This window comes from uncultured Microbacterium sp., assembly GCF_963528945.1.
Classification (GTDB): domain Bacteria; phylum Actinomycetota; class Actinomycetes; order Actinomycetales; family Microbacteriaceae; genus Microbacterium.
This window is the reverse complement of sequence record NZ_CAURWX010000002.1, coordinates 568,301-588,463: the sequence shown is the minus strand read 5'-3', so window position 1 is coordinate 588,463 and position 20,163 is coordinate 568,301. Positions and strand designations below refer to the sequence as shown.

Sequence of the window (20,163 nt, the reverse complement as noted above, 5' to 3'; positions counted from 1 at the left end):
CCGTTCAGGGTATCGCGCGGGCGCTAGGGGTCCGCTGTGCGTTCACCCACGGCGTACCGGGGGCCCGAGCGCGCCGAGCGGAGCATCCGTCCGTGCGCCGGAGCGCGGGTCAGGAGTAGACGTGCGGGGCGAGGACCGCCACGTCGCGCAGGTTGCGGTAGCGCTCGTCGAAGTCGAGACCGTAGCCGACGACGAAGTCGGTCGGGATGTCGAAGCCGACGTACTTGCAGTCGATCTCGACCTTCGCCGCCTCCGGCTTGCGCAGTAGGGCGAGCACCTCGATCGACTCGGCACCGCGGGTGCCGAAGTTCTCGAGCAGCCAGCTCAGCGTCAGCCCCGAGTCGATGATGTCCTCGACGATGAGCACGTGCTTGCCGTTGAGGTCGGTGTCGAGGTCTTTGCGGATCTGCACGACACCGCTCGACTTGGTGCTCGCGCCGTAGCTCGACACCGCCATCCAGTCCATCGGTGCGTGGAACGGCAGGGCCCGCGCGAAGTCGGCCATCACCATCACGGCACCCTTGAGCACGCCGACGAGAAGGAGGTCCTTGCCGGCGTAATCCACGGCCACCTGGCGGGCCAGCTCGTCGAGCTTGTCGAGGATCTGCTCCTCGGTGACGAGGATCTCGGACAGGTCAGCCTGGATTTCCGTGGCGCGCATGGATCGATTTTAGGTGATCGCGCCACCCCCTCCCGCACAGACGGCGTCGGGCGCTACGGTGTGCGGGACACGGGCGGATGCCCCGAACGGAAGGAAGAGCATGGCTCTCGACGACATCCTCACGCAGGTCCCGATCGACGACATCGCGAAGCGCCTCGGCGTCTCGCACGACGAGGCGAAGGCCGCGGTCGAGCAGGGCGGTGCCGTGCTGCTCGGCGGCTTGAAGAAGAACGCCTCGACGAATGAGGGGTCTGCGGCGATCGAGCGGGCGTTGAAGAAGCACGAGGGAGCGAAGACCCGCGCCTCGGTCGACGACATCGATCAGGAGGACGGCGGCAAGATCGTCTCGCACATCCTCGGCGCCGACGAGAAGAAGGTGACCGAGAAGCTCACCACCTCGGAGAAGACGGCCGGGATCGACTTCGGCAAGCTGCTGCCCATCCTCGCGCCGATCATCATGAACCTCATCGCGAACCGCGCCGGCAAGGGCAACGGGTCGGGATCGACGGGCGGCCAGGGCGGCCTCGGCGACATCATCGGCGGGGTCCTCGGCGGCGGCTCCACGGGCTCCAGCGGCACGTCGGGCGGCGGCGTCACCGACCTGCTCGGAGGTCTCCTGGGCGGCCTCTTCGGCAACAAGAAGTAGCCCGCTCCCCCTCGACGGCGGTTCCCGTCGCACGAACGGCTGTTCTCGGCATCGAGAGCAGCCGTTCGCGCGACCGGAGGGCTCGGACCGGCTCAGCGGGGGCGGGCGGTGAAGATCAGGTGGGGGCCGCGGCGGGCGGCGGAGCATCCTGGCAGGTCGATCGGGCCCTGACCGGCCCAGTCGGTCACCAGCCGAGCGACCTCGAGGGTCTGCACACGGGTCAGGCTCGCGCCGAACTCGCTGTCGACCACGAGACGGATGATGCGGTGCCGCAGCGCGGCCGGGTTCGCGGCGAGCGCCGCCACGCTGACCGAGATACCCGCCTCGGCGTGCTCGACGATGTCTTCGATCGTCTCGTGGATCATCTCGTCGAACGCCTCGGCGTCTTCGCGCAGCTGCTCGGCGGTGCGCGCCAGCGCCTCGGCGACGCCCGGCCCCAGTTCGGCCTCGAGCACGGGCAGCACGCGTTCCCGCACGCGCACGCGGGCGAAGCGATCGTCGAGGTTGTGCGGGTCGTCCCAGACCGGCAGATCGGATGCCTCGCAGAAGGCGCGCGTCGTCTCCCGCCGCACCGCGAGCAGCGGCCGCACCCACACCAGGCCCGCGTCGTCCGCCCGCACGGGCGCCATGCCCTGCAGGCTGGTCGCACCCGCGCCGCGGGCGAGTCCGAGCAGCACCGTCTCGGCCTGGTCGTCGAGCGTATGCCCGAGCAGCACTGCCGCCGCATCGGCGTCGGCGGCGGCTTCCCGCAGGGCGCGATAGCGGGCATCGCGCGCCGCGGCCTCCGGGCCGCCCTCGCCCGTCACCTCGACCGTGACCACGCGGTTGTCGAGGCCGAGATCGGCGGCGGCACGAGCAGCCGCGCGCGCGACCTCCGGCGATCCGTCTTGCAGCCCGTGATCGACGACGACGGCGGTCGCGCGCACGCCCCGGCGCGGCGCCTCGAAAGCCACCGCGGCGGTGAGGGCGAGGGAATCCGCTCCCCCGGAGAGCCCGACGACGAGCGCCGACCCCTCGGGGAGATCGGCGAGCGCGGTGCGCACGGCGAGACGGACCTCGGCGATGGCGGGGGCGAGCGACGGCATCCGTCCACGCTAGGGCACCGGCCGCCGTCCCGCGCGAACCCGCCGGCGGCTCTGTTCCGCGTCGGATGGCGGGTCTAGTCTGACGCCGTGCCCGATCACCGCCCCACCACCTTCCCGACCGAGCGATTCAAGGCGTTCGTCGACGCCGTGGTGGCGATCGCGATGACGCTGCTGATCCTGCCGCTGCTCGAAGCCGTCTCCGATGCGGCCGGTGGAGGGCTTTCCACGGCCCGATTCTTCGAGGAGCACGCGGGTCAGCTGCTGAGCTTCGGCCTGAGCTTCGTGCTCATCGCCGTGTTCTGGATGGGCCACCACCGTCAGTACCGCGACATCGAGCGCATCACGACGCCCCTGCTGTGGATCAACGTCGCGTGGATGGCGACCATCGTGTGGCTTCCGGTGCCCACCGCCATGCTCGGCCAGCTCGATTCCGATCCGCTGCAGGCGGTCGTCTACATCGGCACGCTGATCCTCACCCAGATCACGACCCTCGCCGGCTGGTTGTACCTCGCCCGGCATCGCGACCTCGGAACGGCGGCACCCGAGGCGATCCGTGGGGGCATCGCCGGCGACCTGGCCGCGATCGTCCTGTTCGGCGCGGCCCTCGTGATCGCGGTGTCGATCCCCTCGACCGGGTACGCCGGACTCCTGATCCTCCTCCTCAACGGCCCGCTCAGCCGGATCTTCGATCGCCTCGCACGGCGTCGCCGCCGGGCGGGGGTTCCGAGCCGCCCCGAGTAGGCTGGTGCGCGGCATCCAACCGACTTTCTCTGAGGAGTACACGCATGGGCGCACACGACGCCGTCATCGAGATCCCCCGCGGCAGCCGCGTGAAGTACGAGGTCGACCACGAGACCGGGCGAGTGCACCTCGACCGCGTGCTCTACACGACCTTCGGCTACCCCGCCGACTACGGCTACTTCGACAACACGCTCGGCGAGGACGGCGACCCGCTCGACGTGCTCGTGCTGCTCGACCACGCCATCTTCCCCGGCGTCGTCGTCGAGGTGCGCCCCGTCGCGGTGCTCAAGATGAGCGACGAGGCCGGTGGCGACGACAAGCTCGTCGCGGTGCTGTCGAAGGACACGCGCTGGGCGCACATCCAGGACATCGACGACCTGCCCGAGTACACGAAGAAGGAGATCGCGCACTTCTTCGAGCACTACAAGGACCTCGAGCCCAACAAGTGGGTCAAGGTCGACGAGTGGGGCAACGCCGCCGAGGCGCAGCGCATCCTCGACGAGGCGATCGTGCGTTTCGGCGAGCAGGGTCACTGACCCCTCGCACACGAACAAGACCCCCGGTTCCGCTGAGCGGCCGGGGGTCTTCTTCGTGCAGTGTCGTTCGCCCGAGGCGAGCGGATGCTCAGATCGAGATGCCGCGCGCCGCCATGAAGTCGGCGGGGTTCGTGTAGCGGCCGTTGATGTAGACCTCGAAGTGCAGGTGGCAGCCGAAGGAGCCGCCCGTGTTGCCGGCGTACGCGATGACCTGGCCGGCCTGCACGTACTGGCCGTTGCGCACTGCGAAGCCGCCGTTCTTGATGTGCGCATAACCCGTCGCGACGCCGCCGCCGTGCTGGATGCGCACGTAGTTGCCGTAGCCGCCGTTGTAGAACGCCGCGTCGACCGTGCCGGACTGCGCCGCGTAGATGGCCGCACCGCAGCCGTTGGCGAGGTCGATGCCGTAGTGCCAGCTCGACGAGCAGCCGTTCGAGTTGCACTGCTGCGACCGGGGGCCGTAGCCCGAGCTGCGGGAGCCGCCGTGCGGACGCACCCAGCCGCCGGAACCGGCCTGGCCACCCTGGCCGCCGCCACCGCCGCCACCGCCTCCGCCACCGCCGTTGTTGTTCGCTGCGGCGGCGGCTGCGGCCGCAGCGGCAGCCTCGGCCGCGGCCTTCGCCTTGCGCTGGCGCTCCTCCTCGGCGCGCGCTGCCACACCGGCCTGGTAACCCGCGACCGTCTGGGTCGTGGTGTCCTTCAGGGCGGCGAGCTGCGCCTCCATGGTGGCGAGGTTCTCGGTCTGCTCGTCGAGCGCCGCCTGTGCGGCATCGGCCGCGGCCTGGGCGGCGACCAGCTTCTCCTCGGCGATCTTCTGCAGGCGGTCGCGCTCGTCACGAGCCACCTGCGCCTGGTCGCTGAGCGACTGGGCGGAGTTGCGCGCGGCCACGGCGTCGTCGTAGACCGACTGGTTGAACTCGAGCAGCTTGTCCATCGTGCCGAGGCGCGAGAGCAGCTCGTCGGCGTTGGCCGCGGAGCCCGCGAAGAACAGCTCAAGAGAGGTGTCGTCGCCGCCGTTGCGGTAGATCTGCGCGGCGACCTGCCCGGCCTTGCGCACGGACTCGTCGGCGATGCCGGCCTGCTCGTCGGCCTTCGCCTGCAGGCTGTCGGCCTCGGCGATCGCGGCGAAGTAGGCCTGCTGGGCGGCGTAGTACTCGTCGGAGGCGACCTTCGCGGCGGCCTGCGTGTCGGCGACCTTCTGCGTCAGCGAGGAGATGAGCCCCTCGATGCGCGACACCTCGGCGGCCGCTGCGGCCTCGTTGTTCTTGGCCCGCTGCACGTCGTCCCAGCTGGGGTACGTCGCGGCGTAGGCGGCGGAGACCCCGGATGTCACACCGAAGGCGCTCAGCACGACGACGCCGAGCGCGCCGAGGCCCATGGCTCCGCGGCGGCTGACATCCCTCTTCCAGAAGGCGTCACGTTCGGCAGGCGTGGGCGCGCAGCCGCATTCCGCAGCCGCCGCGTCCGCAGCATCCTGCGTCATTCGATCGTTCACACGGCCCCTTCCGCCGGTTTCACACATGCCACAGTAACAACAAGCGTCACACCGGCACCAGACTCACGACCCCATCTCGGCGTGAGCCACCGCTCCATCGTCCCCCTCAACACGCCCGGAAAACGGGCGGCGCGCCCTCGATTGGCAATTTGCCTCCTCTTCCCCTTATGCTTGAGCGTCGGCAAGGAAGTCCCCCGGGACTGACTCGGCCCCATCGTTTAGCGGCCTAGGACGCCGCCCTTTCACGGCGGTAGCACGGGTTCGAATCCCGTTGGGGTCACGCCTCGCCGATATAATTGAAAACAAGTATGGCCCTGTAGCGCAGTTGGTTAGCGTGCCGCCCTGTCACGGCGGAGGTCGCGGGTTCAAGTCCCGTCAGGGTCGCTCCGTGCGACGAGCTCTTTCTTCGGAGAGGGCTCTTCGTCTAGGACGCGACAGGTTCGCCCGTCGCGCGGCTCTGTAGCTCAGTTGGTAGAGCGTTCGACTGAAAATCGAAAGGTCACCGGATCGATGCCGGTCGGAGCCACACGGATCATCATTACAGTGATCCCAGAAACCCTCGCCTAGCTTCTACATGGCGGGGGTTTTGCTTTGACCTGGCGAGGTGTGCCGCGCAACAGTCATCCTCCGGACGGATGCCGATACCTCTCTCGCCCGATGCCCCGAGCCGACGTGCCGCGCGAGGCTGAGGACATGAACGCACGTCCGGCCCTCGCCGCATCCGCCCTCGCCCTCGTCGCCGCCCTCTCCCTCACCGGATGCTCGGCCATCGACGACCTCGTCCACAAGCAGGCGACGAGCACCTTCGACGACGCCGGCGCCTTCCGCGATGACGCCGAGGTCGACGCCGACTGGGTGCCCGACGACGCGACCGCGATCACCGTCCGCACCTCGACGGTCGAGAAGGCGAAGGACGCCGTCATCCTGCTGACGAGCACGACCGACACCCTGCCGGGCGACTGCGTCGAGACCGCCCGCACCTCCGCTCCCTCGTGGACGCTCGACGACGCCCCGTCGGCATATGAGGCGGACGACGTCTTCGTCTGCGGGGACTGGAGCGTCATCCCCGCCGAAGACGGCTGGTACGGCTGGACCCCCAACAGCGACGACGAGAAGGCCGCCGCCGCGGAGTGAGGGACCCCGACCTCAGGCGCGGCCTTTGAGGATGAGGTTCCAGTAGATCCACGGGAGCACCCAGCGGTCCATCACGTAGGTGAGGCGGCGCTCGCGGTACAGGGTCTTCCAGAAGGGGATCGTCGGCTCAAGGCGGCCGTCTCGGTCGAACTCCGCGAAGACGGCGGTGCGGCGGGTGACCGTGAACGGTGTCTCGGTGTAGCCGTCGTAACGGCTCGGCTTCTTCGCGTCGGTGATCCCATCGGCGACCACCTTCGTCTGCGAGCGGATGGCTCCGCCCGAGCGGACCGTCGTGATCGGCGCGGCATCGCCGAGCGCCCAGACATCGGGCCACCGACGGTGCCGGAGGGTCTCGTCGTCGACATCGACGAAACCGTCGGCATCGCCCAGGCCGCCCGCGGCGATCCACGATGCCGCCGTCTGAGGCGGGGCCGCATGCAGCACGTCATAGCTGATCGTGGTCGTGTGACCATCTGCGACGATGTCGAGCTCGCGCTCGCCCGGCCGCACCTCGGCGACGCTCGCACCGAAGTGCGTCTCGATGCCGTAGCGATCGAGCGAGCGCTGAAGCTCGTCGGCGACGGGAGCGATGTGGAACGGCGCCTTCTCGGGCGTGACGAAGATCACCCGGATGTCGCGCAGCACGCCCTCGCTCTGCCAGCGGTCGCAGGCGAGATACATCGGCTTCTGGGCGACGCCGGCGCACGACGCGGGCTCGGCCGGCTGCGTGAACACCACGGTGCCCGCGCGCAGGTCGCGCAGCACGAGGGAGGCCTTCTCGGCCAACGGGAGGGTGTAGTTCGAGACGAGGTGCGGGGTGCGCCGCGCCTCCTGCAGCCCGGGGACCGCCTCCCACCGGCGTTCGATGCCAGCCGCTACGACGAGACGCCCGTACACGAGTCGCCGGCCCGATTCGAGCTCCACGGCGTGCTCGTCGGGCTGCACGACGACCACCCGGTCCTGCACCCAGCGGACGCCACGCGGGGTGACGCGTGCCTGCGAGCGCACGACCTGCCGGCGCCCCGCGACACCACCCGCGATGTGCGACTGCAGCGGAGCGTAGACGTGCGTCTCACGCGGTTCGACGACGACGATGTCGCGCACGCCGCGGCGCCGCAGACGCGCAGCGAGCGAGATGCCCGCGTTGCCGCCACCGATGATCAGGACTGCACAGCGATCCGCCCGGGAAGAACTCGTCATGGGATTCACCCTGACCCCGGAAACGGATTCGCGCCCTCCCCTTGATTTCAGGCGAAGTGTGCGCGATCACCCCAACCGCCGACCCACGCCTCGACGTTCGGCGCGACCCCGACGGGGTGGATGCCCGCGATCTCCCGCCGCTCGGTGCGGAAAGCATCCGTCGTCCCCCAGCGCGCGGCCCGCCGCACCGCTCGACGCGCGCGCAGCACACCCAGCGCCGTTCCGTCGTCGTCGTGCACCTCGACGACGCCGGTCTCGGCCGAGCCCAACGCGGAGACGACCGCGGCGATCGATCGCGGGTCGAGCACGACCACCGGCCGGTCCACCTCCCAGATGACGCGGGCGTCGGGCATCCACTCCCCCGCGCAGACGCGCGGGTCGTCGAACGCCGCGGCGGCCTCGCCGTCGAGCACGACCTGCGCCGAGGGGAACGCGGCGAGGAGGGAATCGACCGTCACGAACAGGGCTGCCGGATCGTGCACACCGCCGAGACGGACGACGAGATCGGGCGCGCTCGGCCGCAGGCCGCGCGGCGCCGAGCCCGGCACGGGGATCGAGACTCCCAACCGCAGCGTCTGACCGTTGGCCCGCCCGCGCGCGGCCTCTCCGCGCTCCGCCCACTCCGGGCCGTCGTGCCACGCCACAGCATCCGGCACGTGCGCGAGCACGGCGCCCGCCTGCCACATGCGGTGCGCCCACTCCCAGTCCTCGCCGCCGTAACTGTCGAACGACTCGTCGAAGCCCCCCACCTCGTCGAACATGCGCCGCGAGCACGCCATCACCGCGCCGATGATGAAGCGATAGGAGCGGTCGTCGGCGTCGAGCAGGTCGCGGCTGCGCGCATACGCGTCGGTGAGCCAGGACGGCTCGGACAGTTTGCGCCCGGCGGCCGCATCGACCACCGGCGCGTCGGCGGCGATCCCGGTGAAGTCGGCGTGCCGGCGCCGACCGACCGTCAGCGCCTCGGGGAGCAGCGCGGGCAGCCGCGTGATGGCGCGCACGTATCCCGGCTCGGGGGCGGTGTCGGCATCGAGGAAGCACAGCACGTCGCCATTGCTCGCGCGCACCCCGAGGTTGCGCACGGCCGCCAGGCGGAAGCCGCGATCCTCCTGCCGCACCAGGATCACCCCGTCGGTCACCTCGACCTCTCCGGGCGACCCGTCGTCGGCGACCACGATCTCGAGCAGGTCACGGGGGTAGTCCTGTGCGCGCAGCGCGTGCAGCGTGCGGGCAAGTTCGCCCGGCTGATCGTAATGCGCGACGATCACCGACACCCGCGGCAACTGCGCGGGTTCGACGCCGTCGAGCTCATCCCACCGATTGCCCACGACCCACGGCCGGCGGGTCACCCGAACACCTCGGCCCACCATCGCACGTAGGCGGCAGCCGCCTCCGGCCAGGCCATCGGCAGCTCGGTGCGCCCGTGCCACGTCGTGTCGGGGGCATCGATGCGGCGGCGGATCTCGGCAGCGAGATCGGCCTCGCCGACCGGAGTCAGCGTGCCCGGCCGCAGCTGCGCCATCTCGTCGATATAGCGGTTGCGCACCGCCACCGGCCGTCGCCCCCAGCCGATCCACGAGGCGAGCGACCCCGACGCCGAGATGTGCCGGTGCGCGATCACCGGCACCGACACGGCGCGACCGCGACGGGCGATCTCCGCGTCGTCGAGCCATCCGGTGACCTCCACCTGCACACCGAGCGCCTCGGCGCGCCGCACGAACGCCTCGAGGTCGGCGGCATGTCCGTCGGATGCCCGGCCCAGCACCGTCAGCGTCGACACACCGGCCGCTGCCGCGGCGATCGCCGCCTCGTCATGCCCCTTGCCGGGGTAGAAATAGCCCAGCACGCCGACCGACCCGTCGAGTCGGCCCCGGCCACCGGGGGCGCCCGGGCCACCGAGGGCGACCGGGTCGAGCGCGACCGGCAGCGGGATGCTCGCCACCGACCCCTCCCACACACCCTCCTCGCGCAGCAGGGAACGCTCGTGCTCGCTGTTCACCACCACGCCCCGCGCGGTCGACGACACCCGGGCGTACGCGTCACGCCGTCGCGTGCGGCTGGGCTCACCGTCGGACTCCTGGGGCACGTCGTGCAGCGTGACAGTCACCGGGCGCTGCGCGGCCAGTGCCTCGAACGCCTCCGCGGCGTCGGCAGGCGACGATCCCCACAGACGGTCGGTGAAGTGCACGTGCACGGGATGACCCGGGGGCGACGCGGCGAGCGCATTCGGGTCGATCCTCGCGACCGACGCATCGAGCCGCCGGACGGCGTCGGCGAGATCGCCGGCGTACACCGCCACACCGTGGGTACCGGGATGGACGAGGAGCAGCGGGGCGCCGGTCACGCGGCGCGCCACACGGCGAGGAGCGGCGCGAGGCGCTGCACGGCGGCCGCGACGAACTCGGGGTGCGCGGCGTACCACGCAGTATGCGCGGCGCGCACCTCGGCATCGTCGAGTTCGACACCCTCGACCAGCCAGTGCGCCCGCGGGACGTCGGGCAGCGACCACGCCTCGACGACCTCGGGCAGCAGCGGGGCCTGCACGGAGTCGAGCAGCGGTCGGCCGGGGTCGACCACTCCCTCCCGCGATCCGAGCGCATCGAGCACGCGTGCACCGAGGGGCAGCCACACGGCGTTGCCGGGATGGTTCACGGTGCGCATCTGGTCGGCGGAGACCCGCTCGAACAAGTCGGACACGGGGATGTCGGCGCGCTGTTCGCGCTCGCGCAGCGTCACGAGCGAAGCCTCCCCGACCGCTCGCACGGCCTCGGGCCGGAGCGCGTCGGCGACGGCGAGCCCGGCGGCCGCCGCGAGGGTGCGGACGTCGTGGTACGCGACGAGGGGCGGGTCGCCCTCCACACCCGGCACACGGATGGCGGCCTGGAACGGATGCAGTCCTCCGAACCGCACGGGCGGCACCGTGAGCACAGGGACGGCCGAGGCCTCGGCGATCTGACGGGTGCCGAGGGGCAGCCCGCGGTAGTCGTCGCGGATCGGCTGGCTGACCACGGCCTCGGCCATACCGACCAGCTCGTGCAAGCGGGCGGCCTCGGCGTCGTCCATCTCATGCACCGGCGGCGTGCGCACGAAGCGGCGTTCCGGAGCATCCATCACGAGCCGCAGCGACTCGGCCTGGCAATTGCCGATCGTGACGCCGAAACGAGGGGGCAGCGGGTCGAGGCCGAAGAACTCGGAATAGTGCTGGCGGCGCCCTAGCATCGGCGACCCGGCCGGCGCAACGGTCGTGCCAGACGGGGGAAGATCGCTCATGCTACGAACGTATACCTTTCCATCTCATCGCTTCTCGTCCCCGTGCACCGCTGACAGCCCGTCGGTGCGACCCACGACAGCAGAGCACTCAGCCGTGCCAGGGAGACCCTCATCGCCACCGAACCGCGCCCTCTTCGCGTCGCCTCGATACCCGCCGCCCACCCGTACGTACGAGCCATCACCGATCCGCAGAGAGTCTCGGTCCTCGCCGATCCCCCGGTCCCCGGAGCGCCGTCGGGGCAGTGGTGGCCGCCGGTCGCTCTGACATCCGCCTGGCTCGAATCGCACCGCGACGACGTCGACGTGCTCCACGTGCACTTCGGGCTGGAGTCGTTCTCGGCGCACGAGCTGCGCGACGCCCTCGACACCGCCCGGCGACTCGGCATCCCCGTGGTGTACACGGTGCACGATCTCGACAACCCGCAGCTCACCGACCAGGCGCCCTACCGCGCACTGCTCAACGTGATCATCCCCGCCGCCGATCGGCTGCTCACGCTCACCGCCGGCACGGCCCGCGAGGTGGAGCAGCGCTGGGGCGTCGACCCGCGGGTGCTGCCGCATCCCACCCTGCTCGACGCACCACCCTCCCCCGCGCCCCGGGCGCCGGAGGACCGACCGGTGCGGGTCGGCGTGCACCTGCGCGACCTCCGCCCCAACATCGCGGCCGAGGAGATCGTGAGCGACGCCGTCGCGGCCTCCGGGCTGCTCGAGACGGCCGGGGTCCCCGCCGTCATCGAGATCCTCCTCAACGACCACGTCCGCGACGAGGGGGCAGCCGTCCGCATCGAGGCGGCGGCGCATGGGCATCCGACCGTCGATGTGCGCCGCACCGCCTATCTGCCCGATGAGGCCGTCGAGGAGTGGATCTCGGGCCTCGACCTCTTCGTGCTCCCGTACCACCACGGCACCCACTCCGGTTGGGTCGAGCTCTGCTACGACCTCGGCGTGCGCGTGGCGGGCACCGACGTCGGGTACCTGCGCGAGCAGCATCCCGACGACTTCTCCGCCATCACCCTGGGCGAGCCGCAGACGATGGTCGACGCCGTGCGCGTCGCCGCGGCCACCCGCGCGTCGGTCGACGACCGCACGGCACGCCGGGAACAGCGACGTACGGAGCGGATCGCCGAACGGCAGTCCGTGCGCGCCGCGCACGCCGACCTCTACGCCCTGCTCCGCGACGGAGTGCTCGCGTGAGCCCGGTCGGCCCGTTGCGGGTGCTCGTCGTCGCCCCCGAGCGGCACGCCCTGCGCCAGCCGCACGCCGGTGGGCTGGAGGCAGTCGTCTGGAACCGGGTGCGCTGGCTGCGGTCGCGGGGTCACGACGTACGGCTGTGCGCCGCGCCGGGTTCCGACTTCCTCGGCACCGACCCCCGTCTGCACCTGCCGAGCGTGCAGTGGAACCGTGCCGACGATTCGTCGGACACCGACTTCCCCGAGGGGCACCGTCGGTTCATGGGCGAGGCGTTCGACCGCATCCGCGATGCATTCGTCGACCCCGAGCACGTCGACGTCGTCGACAACCACAGCCTGCACGGCGCGCCGATCCTCTGGAGCCGCGACACCGGGGTGCCCGTCGTCACCACGCTGCACACCCCGCCGCTGCCCGAGATCGTCATCGCCGCGAACGCCGTCGGTGCCGGCGCGCCGCACCGCTTCCTCGCCGTCAGCCAGTTCACGGCACGATCGTGGTCGGCCGAGGGCGTCGACGCCTTCGTCTTCCCCAACGGCGTCGACTCCACGCAGTGGCGGTCGGGCAGCGGAGGGAACGACTGGGTATGGTTCGGGCGCATCGTGCCCGAGAAGGCGCCGCATCTCGCCATCCTCGCCGCCCGCCGCGCCGGTGCCCGTCTTCGGCTGGCGGGCCGCATCGGCGACACGGCGTACTTCGCCCGCGAGATCGAACCGCTGCTGGGCGACGGCATCGAGTACGTCGGCCCCCTGGCGCTGCCCGCACTGTGCGACCTCGTCGGCTCGTCGTCCGTCGCTCTCGTGACGCCGGTGTGGTCGGAGCCGTTCGGCCTGGTGCTCGCCGAGGCCCTCATGACCGGCACCCCCGTGGCGGCGTTCGACTCGGGCGGCATCAGCGAGGTGCTGCGCGGGATGCCCGGCACCGCGATCGTGCCCGCGGGAGACGTCGATTCCCTCGCCCGCGCGGCGTCGTCGCTGGCCGCGCAGGTCGGCGATGCGGTGTCGCGCGCGCAGGTGCGTCGGGCGGCCGAGGCCCGCTACTCGCTCGCGCAGCGCAACCGCGAGGTGGAACGCGTGCTCGCGCTGTCGGCGCACGGTGCGCCCGCCGTCGACGCCGTCGAAGCGGTCGGCGCGTGATCGGCTGGTACGTGCACCACCACGGGTGGGGGCATGTGACGCGGATGCGGGCCATCCGCCCCTTCCTCGATGACGACGTGACGGTGTTCTCGAGCCTGCCGCGCCCGGAGACCCTGCCCGAGAGGACCACGTGGGTGCAGCTGCCGTCGGATGCCGACCCGGTCGACGCCGCAGACGGCACCCGACGGGAGGCCGCCACGCTCGGCGACGTCACGGCGGGCGGTGCCCTGCACTGGGCGCCGGTCGGGCATCCGGGTCATCGCGCCCGTCTCGCGACCATGGCGACCTGGATCGCCGAGAACCCGGTCACGGCGTTCGTGGTCGACGTCAGTGTCGAGGTCACGATGCTCGTGCGCCTGCTCGGCGTGCCGACGGTCGCGTTCGCCCAACCGGGTGAGCGCACCGATCAGCCGCACCGCCTGGGGTACGACCTCGCCGATCGGATCATCGCCCCCTGGGGGCCGGGCACCATCGAGGCGACCGGGCTGCGGGGACGCGACGACCGGGTGCGGCCGGTGGGCGCCATCTCGCGGTACGGCGACAGAGCGCGCACCGTCGAGCCCGACGAGCGCCGCGTGCTGTTCCTCAGCCGCACCCTCGACGACGACCGCCTGCGCCGCACGATCGCACTGCTCGAGGGCGACGGGTGGACCGTCGACAGCGCCGGGGCCCGCGACGGCGACCGGGTCGACGACGTCTGGCCCCTGATCTGCGCGGCCACCGTAGTCGTGAGCGCCGCCGGGCAGAACGGCGTGGCCGACCTCGCGGCGGCGAACGCCCGCGCGGTCGTCATCGGACAGGACCGCCCATTCGGCGAGCAGGAGCACACCGCGCGCGTACTCGCCGCGCAGGGCTACGCGCAGACCGCCCCCGAGGATGCATCGCCCGAGGCGATCGTCGCGGCGGTGCGAAGCGCGGCGGAGACGTCGCCGGAATGGACGGGGTGGGGAGTGGTCGGCGCAGCCGCCCGCGCCGCCGCCGCGATCGAGGAGGTGGTGGCATGACCACCCGTGTGGCCGTGATCACCCCGGCGTCGAGCAACCGCCTCGCCCACCTGCATCGGCAGCGCAGATTCCTGCGCGACGCCGAGACCGTCGACATCGAGATCGTGCGCGTCGAGGCGTGGCTCGACGCCGACGAGGCGCCCGCACCGGAACGCGTTCGTCAGGTGCACGTGCCGCCGGGGCCCGACGGCATGCGGGTCGGAACCGCACGCAATGCGGCCGCGCGCGCAGCCCTCGACGAGGGGGTCGACCTGCTCGTCTTCCTCGACGTCGACTGCCTGCCGGGACCGCGGATGCTGGAGCGCTACGTCGACGCCTCCCGCGCCCACCCCGACGACATCCTGTGCGGACCCGTGACCTACCTCGAGAGCGTGCAGCGCCCCGCCGACGCCGGCGAGCTCGACGCGCTCACCCGCCCCCACCCCGTGCGACCGCATCCCGCCGACGGCACCGTCGTCGCCGCCGACGCCTCGCAGTACGACCTGTTCTGGTCGCTCTCCTTCGCCGTGACACCCGCGACGTGGGAGCGACTGGGCGGCTTCGACGAGGTCTACGAGGGGTACGGCGCCGAAGACACCGATCTCGGGCGGCGCGCTCGCGCGCGCGGCGTGGGTCTGCAGTGGGTGGGCGGTGCGCATGCGTACCACCAGTGGCACCCCGCCGGCACGCCCCCGTGGCGGCACATCGACGACATCCTGCGCAACGGCGCACTGTTCGCCGAGCGGTGGGGCGAATGGCCGATGCGCGGGTGGATCGATGCCTTCGTCGACGCGGGTGCCGTCGAGGCCGTCGATGGCGGCTTCCGCCGCACTGCCCGCTGAACCGGCTTCACCTCCCGTGGCACGGCCGCCCCTCTCCTGACACGGCCCGACCCTCTCGTGACACGGCCCGGCCCCGACGCGTTCGGGTCGCGTCGGGGCCGGGCCGGAGTGGGCATGCGGGGGGTCAGCCCACTCCCTCCATCGCGCTCGTCTCGGTGTTGCCGATGCGGGCGATGACCTCGGGGCGACGGCGCGCGAGGAACGCATACCGGGTGAGCGCGAGCAGCACCGTCGCGAGGAACACGTACGGGATGACGTTGTAGGGGAACGCCGGCACGGGGAACACGTTCGCGAAGAAGACGTACCCCATGGTCACGACGGCGATCGTCGCGCACACCCACACCAGACCGTTCCGCATGCCGGCGCGCTGCGTGTAGACGACGCACGCGATCGCGACGAGGGCGTACGCGACCATGTAGCCGTAGGTGCCCCACGTGTTGACCCACACCAGGATCTCGCCCGTGGCGGCTCCGGCGACGAGCAGCACGATGTCGACGGCGACGGCCAGCGCCCCCGCGATGATGAGCACGCGGTGCGGGGTGAGGTGCGCCTCGTGCGTGCGCCCGAACCGCTCGGCGACCACACCCTCCTTGCCCATCACGTAGACGATGCGGCCGATCACGTTCAGCGGAGCGACGACGACGGCGAAGAACGAGGCGGCGACTCCGAAGGTGAGCACGGCGGCGAACCAACTCGGCATGCCGATCAACGCCGACATGCTCTCGAGCGGGCTGGCGGCCGTGCCGAGGTCGTCGCCGAGCACCGCGATCTGCGTATAGGCGGCGAAGACGTACAGGATGCCGACGCCGAGGGCGCTCCAGATGATCGCGCGCGGGATGGCCTTGTACGGCTCCTTCGCCTCGCGCCCCAGCGCGTCGGCCGACGAGAAGCCCACGAAACCGAGGATGCCGAGCACCATGCCGGCCGCGACCCCCTGGAACGACGACCCCTGCGCGAGGACCTGCGCCGGGTCCCATGCGCCGGGTCCGGCCCACACGAGCGCGGCGATGAGGAGCACGAGGATGATGCTCACCGACACGAGTTCCAGCACGAGCGAGACGCGGGCCGAGAGACGGATGCCGCGGATGGTGAAGAGCGTCGCCAGACCGCCCAGGACGATCGCGAGGGCGATGTCCCAGCCGAGGCCCGATGCGGGCACGCCGAGCATCGTCAAGAACTGCCCCATGTAGCTGACCGACCCGCTGAGCGAGGCGGCGGCGATGCCGAAGCATCCGATCAGCAGGGTCACACCGGCGAGGAAGGCGCCGAACGGCCCGAGCCCCTTCGACACGTAGGTGTAGAGCGAGCCGGCGGAGGCGTGCTTGCGCGCGAAGACCACGACGCAGTAGCCGACGCAGAGGATGACGATCGTCGCGAGGGCGAACGCGTAGATGGTGCCGTTTCCGGCGCCGAGGAAGATCGCGGCGGCGGTGAAGGCGATGACCGCGCTCGGCGCGATGTTGGCGATGGCCTGGGCGGCGAGCTCGGGCCCGCTCATCACACCGGTACGGAGACCCGCATCGGTGGGCGCCCCTGGGGGGACGACGGCGGTGTCGGACATGGTGCTCCTGTTTCGGGTTCGGAGTGAGGGAGGGGGGAGGGTGGTGCGGCGGATCAGGGGATGAGCAGGGTGCGCAGCGCCGAGCCGGCCTCGAGGTCGTCGAGCGCGGCGGCCGCCTCCGAGAGCGGGCGGCGACCGGAGATGAGCGGATCGATCTTCAGCTGGCCGTCCATGTAGCGGTCGACCAGCGCCGGAACGTCGATCGATGGGCGCACCGAGCCGTAGTTCGAGCCGAGGATGCGCTGGTCCGCCTCGGCGAGCACGAGCGGCTCGAACGATGCCTTCGCTCCCGTCGGCGGCAGGCCGACGATGACGGCGGCACCGCCGAGTCCGAGCATCCGGATGGCCTGCTCCGTCGTCGAGGTGCGTCCGATCGCATCGAAGGCGTAGTCGACGCCGTCGGGAATGAGGTCGCGCAGCTGCTCGACGGCGTCTCCCTGCGAGGCGTCGAGGCGGTCGGTGGCGCCGAACTGCAGGGCCATCTGCGTCTTCTCCGGGCGCACGTCGACGGCGACGATGCGCTCGGCTCCGGCCAGGCGGGCGCCCTGCACGACGTTGAGCCCGACGCCGCCGCAGCCGATGACGGCGACGGTCGATCCGGGCTCGACGGCCGCAGTGTTGAGCACCGCGCCGACGCCGGTCGCGACGGCGCATCCGACGACGGCGATGACGTCGAGAGGAGCGTCGTCGCGCACCTTCACGGCCCCGGATGCCGGGACGACGACCTCTTCGGCGAACGACGAGACGCCCAGGTAGTGATGCAGCTGCTCACCCTCGCGGCTGAGGCGGGAGGTGCCGTCGAAGAGAACGCCGAGCGGGGCGACGACCGTCGCCACCTTCTGGCAGCGCGCCTCATGGCCGGCACGGCAGTAGCGGCACTCGCCGCACGGCGGCACCCAGCTGAGCACGACGTGGTCGCCGACGGCGAGCGTGGTCACGCCCTCGCCGAGCTCGGAGACGACGCCCGAGCCCTCGTGGCCCATCACGAGCGGGGCCGCGGCATCCCACTCGCCGCGCTTGATGTGCAGGTCGGAGTGGCAGACGCCGGCGGCGGCGATGCGCACGCGCACCTCTCCAGCGCGGGGCGGGGCGAGGTCGACGTCGACGAACTCGATGGGCGACGCGGGGTCGCGGAAGACAACGGCTTTCATTTTCACCTTCGGGTGGGGGGCGATCGGCACGATGCTATGAGAGGTGGCGGCCTGCGGGCACCCGACATCTTGATGAACTGCCGACCAGGTGATCGACATGTCGTACAGTCGACGGGTGGTCCGCGACGTCATCTCCCTCGCCCGCTATCTCGACGGCGACCTGCACGAGGCGCGCGTCGACGGCGCGTACCCGGTGAACTCGGTCGTCGGACTCGACGACTTCGTGGTCGCCCCCGGCCCGCGGTTCACCACCCTCGTGACCGCGCGCGGAGCGCAGTTGCGTCGCCTCGCCGACGACCCCCGGCTCCCCCTCCTGCAGGATGCCGTGCTCGTCACCCACAGCGGCACGCCGAGCACCCGCGACACCGTGCGCGACCTCGGGATCACCGCGATTGTCGACGCCCGGCCGCCCCATCGACTGCTGCGCCCGACGCTCGAGGCGCTGCTCGCGGTCGACCAGGCCGCCGAGGCGCGGGCGGTGACCTCGGCGATGCGCGTGCTCACCCTCGCGGCGCGTCGCAGCGGGGTGACCGGAGTCGTCGCCGAGCTCGCGCACCGCATCGACGGATGGGCGGTGCTGCTCGATCGCCACGGCGAGGTGATCACGACCTCGGGTGCCGGTGCCCTGCACATCTCCGACGCCATCGCGGTGGCGGTCGGTCGGCCCGTTCGTGTGCGTCACCGCGCGTTGCAGGTGCATCCCGTGGGGCCGGGTGAGGACATCAGCGCGCATCTCGTCACGGCACCGCGCAACGACAGTTCGGGGCGCGGCCGCGAGTTGAGTTCGCAGGCGGCGGCTCTGCTCGACCTGCTCCTGCGCACCCGCGACAGCAGCCACCTGGAGCGTCTCGGCCGCTCGATGATGTTCGAGTCGGTGCTGCGCGGCGGCGAGGCGGCCGATCGGCTCCTGCGACGCTGGGGTGTGCACGAGCCGACCCTGGTGGGTTTCGCGCTCGCCTCCCGCACCGGGGGCGTCGACGTCGAGCATCTTCTGGCGGTCTGGCTCGACGAGCTGGGCGCCGAGCACGTGTTCGCCCCGCAGCGCGGCGTCGTGCACGGCCTCCTGCGAGACGACCTCGTGGAGGCCCTCGCCGAGCGGGTGCGCGCCGCCCAGTCACCGCTGCATCTGGGCATCGGCGAGCCGATGTCGACGACGATCGCGGCGAGCAGCGTCGACCAGGCGCACCAAGCCTGCGAGACGGCCCGATCCTCGGGCGAACGCGTGGTGCGGTACCGCTCGATCCCGACGGTCTCGTTCGTGCTCGACCGCCTCGACGACGAGTCGACCCGCCGCATCGCGACCGTGCTCGACCCGGCGCGCGCGGGCGAACAGGGGCCCGTGCTCATGGCCACTCTGCGCACGTTCCTCTCGGCGAACGGCGCATGGGGCGAGAGTGCCGCCCGCCTGAACATCCACCGCCAGACACTGACCGCGCGCATCCGACGGATCGAGGACCTCACCGGCCTGTCCCTGAGCGATCAGGATGACCGAGTGGCGGCCTGGTTGGCGCTGCGCGCCGCCGATCGATGAGCTGCTCACCACACTCCCGACCGGCGATCATGGTCGATGCCGACATTGACTGAATGACAATTCAGATGAATGCGTGTTCAATCAGTGAATTGCGCCGCAGTGAAACCCCTGCGCATTACGGAGAATGTCGGCGACCTCGACGGGAGCGCGCATTAGAGTACGAGGGCAGAGAATTGCGGATGCCCCTCAGCATCCGCCCCTGCACGCCGGCGGTCGGCCGTCCCTCACCCCCCTCGGAGGGCGGGCCGCCGGCACCTCCCGACGGTCAGGAGTCGGACCTGCGAACGGTCTCGGTATAGGCGCCGGGGTTGGCCGCCGACGACGCGTCGTCGGTCTCGCCGATCAGGTACGCGACCGAGGTGCGGAGGGCGACGGCAGCCTGCACCAAGTGCCCCGACCGCCAGCCGAGCTCGCCTCGGAGGCGCTTGGCGACTGCGCTCTGCGTCATGCCGACGCGCTCGGCGAAATCGACCTGCCGCATGCCCTGATCCCATAGCATCTCGTGCACCCGACGGCCGATCCGGGCGTCGAGATCCGGAGACGGGGCGATGACACTTCGCGCCACGGGAGCGGCGGTCATCAGTGATGCCCGACCCGGCTCGCGCGCCGGTCTGCGGCGGGGTCCTCGCCGACGAGGAATGCGACGGACGTACCCAGCACCTCGGCCGCGCGCACGAGGTGCGACGCGCTCCAGGGCAGGTAGCCGCGGAGACGCTTGGCCACCGAACTGGGGCTCATCCCCACCCGCGAGGAGAAGTCGGCCTGCGACATCTTCAGATCCCACATCGCGAGGTGGACGCGACGACCGATCTCCGCGTCGATGCGCGAGGTGGCTGCCTCTGTCCCGGAATTCACTCTGTAACGATAATGGCGTTCGGGAGCGTCGACATCGATTTTGGACGAATTCTCGGAAAAGAGTTCTTCTGAGCCCGATCGGCTGGACACGCGACATTTTCGACGGCTCAGCGAGAAGAGTTCTGTACAGCACCTATATTTCTTTTTC

Annotated in this window: 20 protein-coding genes and 3 tRNA genes; 12 read left to right on the top strand and 11 right to left on the bottom strand. The window is 71.2% G+C overall.

Going from position 1 to position 20,163, the window contains the following annotated elements:
* Nucleotides 1-109 precede the first annotated feature (109 nt).
* Nucleotides 110-661 carry a hypoxanthine phosphoribosyltransferase gene (gene hpt, locus RWS82_RS09875; protein WP_314649477.1) on the bottom strand — a complete coding sequence of 184 codons (552 nt, stop codon included), beginning with the start codon at nt 659-661 and terminating at the stop codon, nt 110-112.
* 100 nt (nt 662-761) lie between these two features.
* Between hpt and RWS82_RS09870 the strand changes: the two genes are divergently transcribed.
* Nucleotides 762-1,307 (top strand): DUF937 domain-containing protein, encoded by a 546-nt coding sequence (locus RWS82_RS09870; protein ID WP_314649475.1) that lies wholly within the window; start codon nt 762-764, stop codon nt 1,305-1,307.
* 92 nt (nt 1,308-1,399) lie between these two features.
* On the opposite strand, the gene tilS is transcribed toward RWS82_RS09870, so the two are convergent.
* A complete protein-coding gene (tilS, locus tag RWS82_RS09865; protein ID WP_314649472.1) occupies nt 1,400-2,392 on the bottom strand; it encodes a tRNA lysidine(34) synthetase TilS in 993 nt (330 codons plus the stop codon).
* 87 nt (nt 2,393-2,479) lie between these two features.
* Between tilS and RWS82_RS09860 the strand changes: the two genes are divergently transcribed.
* Together RWS82_RS09860 and ppa are read left to right on the top strand one after the other, a co-directional pair.
* Nucleotides 2,480-3,133 (top strand): TMEM175 family protein, encoded by a 654-nt coding sequence (locus tag RWS82_RS09860; RefSeq protein WP_314649470.1) that lies wholly within the window; start codon nt 2,480-2,482, stop codon nt 3,131-3,133.
* A gap of 44 nt (nt 3,134-3,177) precedes the next feature.
* Complete coding sequence (gene ppa, locus RWS82_RS09855) at nt 3,178-3,669, top strand: inorganic diphosphatase (protein ID WP_314649467.1); 492 nt, start codon at nt 3,178-3,180, stop codon at nt 3,667-3,669.
* Nucleotides 3,670-3,757: 88 nt separating this feature from the next.
* Here ppa and RWS82_RS09850 read toward each other — a convergent pair whose 3' ends face one another.
* The gene (locus RWS82_RS09850) at nt 3,758-5,164 is read right to left on the bottom strand and encodes a M23 family metallopeptidase (protein ID WP_314649466.1); all 1,407 of its coding nucleotides are present in this window, start codon (nt 5,162-5,164) and stop codon (nt 3,758-3,760) included.
* A gap of 207 nt (nt 5,165-5,371) precedes the next feature.
* Between RWS82_RS09850 and RWS82_RS09845 the strand changes: the two genes are divergently transcribed.
* The 4 genes from RWS82_RS09845 (at nt 5,372) to RWS82_RS09830 (ending at nt 6,298) form a co-directional block, all read left to right on the top strand.
* Nucleotides 5,372-5,444, top strand: a tRNA-Glu gene (locus RWS82_RS09845).
* A gap of 30 nt (nt 5,445-5,474) precedes the next feature.
* A tRNA-Asp gene (locus RWS82_RS09840) sits at nt 5,475-5,548 on the top strand.
* Nucleotides 5,549-5,617: 69 nt separating this feature from the next.
* Nucleotides 5,618-5,690 (top strand) — tRNA-Phe (locus tag RWS82_RS09835).
* 167 nt (nt 5,691-5,857) lie between these two features.
* Entirely contained in the window at nt 5,858-6,298 is a 441-nt protein-coding gene (locus tag RWS82_RS09830) for a hypothetical protein (protein ID WP_314649465.1), read from the top strand.
* Between the two features lie 12 nt (nt 6,299-6,310).
* Here the strand turns inward: RWS82_RS09830 and RWS82_RS09825 are convergent, their stop codons facing one another.
* The 4 genes from RWS82_RS09825 to RWS82_RS09810 are packed head-to-tail and all read right to left on the bottom strand — an operon-like array spanning nt 6,311 to nt 10,768.
* Complete coding sequence (locus RWS82_RS09825) at nt 6,311-7,498, bottom strand: FAD/NAD(P)-binding oxidoreductase (protein ID WP_314649462.1); 1,188 nt, start codon at nt 7,496-7,498, stop codon at nt 6,311-6,313.
* 47 nt (nt 7,499-7,545) lie between these two features.
* Nucleotides 7,546-8,847 (bottom strand): glycosyltransferase, encoded by a 1,302-nt coding sequence (locus tag RWS82_RS09820; RefSeq protein WP_314649458.1) that lies wholly within the window; start codon nt 8,845-8,847, stop codon nt 7,546-7,548.
* Nucleotides 8,844-9,842, bottom strand: coding sequence for a hypothetical protein (locus RWS82_RS09815; protein ID WP_314649456.1), 999 nt, complete (start codon nt 9,840-9,842; stop codon nt 8,844-8,846). The genes RWS82_RS09820 and RWS82_RS09815 overlap by 4 nt, the downstream gene beginning before the upstream one ends.
* Complete coding sequence (locus RWS82_RS09810; RefSeq protein WP_314649454.1) at nt 9,839-10,768, bottom strand: WcbI family polysaccharide biosynthesis putative acetyltransferase; 930 nt, start codon at nt 10,766-10,768, stop codon at nt 9,839-9,841. The genes RWS82_RS09815 and RWS82_RS09810 overlap by 4 nt, the downstream gene beginning before the upstream one ends.
* A gap of 111 nt (nt 10,769-10,879) precedes the next feature.
* Here RWS82_RS09810 and RWS82_RS09805 point away from each other — a divergent pair, with 111 nt between their 5' ends.
* Genes RWS82_RS09805 through RWS82_RS09790 form a run of 4 tightly spaced genes read left to right on the top strand, consistent with a single transcriptional unit; the run spans nt 10,880 to nt 14,917 of the window.
* Complete coding sequence (locus RWS82_RS09805) at nt 10,880-11,962, top strand: glycosyltransferase (protein WP_314649531.1); 1,083 nt, start codon at nt 10,880-10,882, stop codon at nt 11,960-11,962.
* Nucleotides 11,959-13,092, top strand: a complete 1,134-nt coding sequence (locus tag RWS82_RS09800) for a glycosyltransferase (RefSeq protein ID WP_314649451.1) — start codon at nt 11,959-11,961, stop codon at nt 13,090-13,092. The genes RWS82_RS09805 and RWS82_RS09800 overlap by 4 nt, the downstream gene beginning before the upstream one ends.
* On the top strand, nt 13,089-14,096 hold the full coding sequence (locus RWS82_RS09795; protein WP_314649448.1) for a glycosyltransferase: 1,008 nt from the start codon (nt 13,089-13,091) through the stop codon (nt 14,094-14,096). Before RWS82_RS09800 ends, RWS82_RS09795 begins: the two co-directional genes overlap by 4 nt.
* On the top strand, nt 14,093-14,917 hold the full coding sequence (locus RWS82_RS09790; RefSeq protein WP_314649446.1) for a galactosyltransferase-related protein: 825 nt from the start codon (nt 14,093-14,095) through the stop codon (nt 14,915-14,917). Before RWS82_RS09795 ends, RWS82_RS09790 begins: the two co-directional genes overlap by 4 nt.
* 124 nt (nt 14,918-15,041) lie before the next feature.
* Here the strand turns inward: RWS82_RS09790 and RWS82_RS09785 are convergent, their stop codons facing one another.
* Together RWS82_RS09785 and RWS82_RS09780 are read right to left on the bottom strand one after the other, a co-directional pair.
* The gene (locus RWS82_RS09785) at nt 15,042-16,478 is read right to left on the bottom strand and encodes an APC family permease (protein WP_314649443.1); all 1,437 of its coding nucleotides are present in this window, start codon (nt 16,476-16,478) and stop codon (nt 15,042-15,044) included.
* 53 nt (nt 16,479-16,531) lie between these two features.
* A complete protein-coding gene (locus RWS82_RS09780) occupies nt 16,532-17,629 on the bottom strand; it encodes a Zn-dependent alcohol dehydrogenase (protein WP_314649441.1) in 1,098 nt (365 codons plus the stop codon).
* Nucleotides 17,630-17,744: 115 nt separating this feature from the next.
* Here RWS82_RS09780 and RWS82_RS09775 point away from each other — a divergent pair, with 115 nt between their 5' ends.
* Nucleotides 17,745-19,160 (top strand): helix-turn-helix domain-containing protein, encoded by a 1,416-nt coding sequence (locus tag RWS82_RS09775; RefSeq protein ID WP_314649438.1) that lies wholly within the window; start codon nt 17,745-17,747, stop codon nt 19,158-19,160.
* Nucleotides 19,161-19,425: 265 nt separating this feature from the next.
* On the opposite strand, the gene RWS82_RS09770 is transcribed toward RWS82_RS09775, so the two are convergent.
* Nucleotides 19,426-19,740: a helix-turn-helix transcriptional regulator gene (locus RWS82_RS09770; RefSeq protein WP_314649434.1), complete on the bottom strand. Its 315-nt coding sequence runs from the start codon at nt 19,738-19,740 to the stop codon at nt 19,426-19,428.
* The gene (locus tag RWS82_RS09765; protein ID WP_314649431.1) at nt 19,740-20,015 is read right to left on the bottom strand and encodes a helix-turn-helix transcriptional regulator; all 276 of its coding nucleotides are present in this window, start codon (nt 20,013-20,015) and stop codon (nt 19,740-19,742) included. Before RWS82_RS09765 ends, RWS82_RS09770 begins: the two co-directional genes overlap by 1 nt.
* Nucleotides 20,016-20,163 lie beyond the last annotated feature (148 nt).

Coding starts and splice junctions, on each gene's coding strand:
- RWS82_RS09780 (WP_314649441.1), bottom strand. CDS start 17,629: ATGAAAGCCGTTGTCTTCCGCGACCCCGCGTCGCCCATCGAGTTCGTC.
- hpt (WP_314649477.1), bottom strand. CDS start 661: ATGCGCGCCACGGAAATCCAGGCTGACCTGTCCGAGATCCTCGTCACC.
- RWS82_RS09810 (WP_314649454.1), bottom strand. CDS start 10,768: ATGAGCGATCTTCCCCCGTCTGGCACGACCGTTGCGCCGGCCGGGTCG.
- RWS82_RS09790 (WP_314649446.1), top strand. CDS start 14,093: ATGACCACCCGTGTGGCCGTGATCACCCCGGCGTCGAGCAACCGCCTC.
- RWS82_RS09770 (WP_314649434.1), bottom strand. CDS start 19,740: ATGACCGCCGCTCCCGTGGCGCGAAGTGTCATCGCCCCGTCTCCGGAT.
- RWS82_RS09870 (WP_314649475.1), top strand. CDS start 762: ATGGCTCTCGACGACATCCTCACGCAGGTCCCGATCGACGACATCGCG.
- tilS (WP_314649472.1), bottom strand. CDS start 2,392: ATGCCGTCGCTCGCCCCCGCCATCGCCGAGGTCCGTCTCGCCGTGCGC.
- RWS82_RS09825 (WP_314649462.1), bottom strand. CDS start 7,498: ATGACGAGTTCTTCCCGGGCGGATCGCTGTGCAGTCCTGATCATCGGT.
- RWS82_RS09830 (WP_314649465.1), top strand. CDS start 5,858: ATGAACGCACGTCCGGCCCTCGCCGCATCCGCCCTCGCCCTCGTCGCC.
- RWS82_RS09785 (WP_314649443.1), bottom strand. CDS start 16,478: ATGTCCGACACCGCCGTCGTCCCCCCAGGGGCGCCCACCGATGCGGGT.
- ppa (WP_314649467.1), top strand. CDS start 3,178: ATGGGCGCACACGACGCCGTCATCGAGATCCCCCGCGGCAGCCGCGTG.